General features: G+C 65.1%; 1 protein-coding gene and 1 pseudogene. Both read right to left on the reverse strand.

From position 1 onward, the window contains the following. On the reverse strand, positions 1-202 hold a 202-nt coding region (locus IVA82_RS32620; RefSeq protein WP_247388789.1), incomplete at its 3' end, for a hypothetical protein. 192 nt (positions 203-394) lie between these two features. After that, positions 395-550: pseudogene (locus IVA82_RS32625) on the reverse strand (IS110 family transposase); the annotation flags it as partial.

The following is a 550-nucleotide window of genomic DNA, read 5'->3' on the forward strand; positions in this document are numbered from 1 at the left end:
TCGCGATGGCGTTTTCGTTCCGATGGTTGACCGCTGCGCCAGACGCAGCCGCGGTCAAGGCTGGCCGCAGGCCACCGCCGGAGGCGGCGCGTAGCGGCCTTGACAGCGGCGAGGCTGGCGCGAGGCTTTCGGATCGGAACGTTTCGGTGCGCGTCGTGAACGGCGTGACGCGATATCCTGGACTGGGCCGTGTCGTGGTCATGCGGCAAGCACCGCATCAACTTGTATCCGGTCGGGTGTGGTGACCCGGACCTTAATCTTTCATGCACGGGTGAAGGTAAGGCCCAGAAGAGACGGGACCCATCTACGAAAGCGGAATCCGAAGACCCAAGCCCGGGTTCGGTCACGCCTCTGTCCTGGGTCACGTCGGCCGTCATTGGCGCACCGGCGTCGGTTAAAGGCTTGGGCGCATTTCAGCGCCCGTTGGCACGAGGCCGGTTTCCAGATAACGCCACAGCGCCACCATCAGCTTGCGTGCCAGCGCCACGATGGCGATCTTGCGGATGCGTCCCTTGGCCGTGCCGACCCGCTCGTGGAACCAGCGGCTCAG

This window comes from Bradyrhizobium sp. 142 (genome assembly GCF_023074015.1).
Lineage (GTDB): Bacteria > Pseudomonadota > Alphaproteobacteria > Rhizobiales > Xanthobacteraceae > Bradyrhizobium.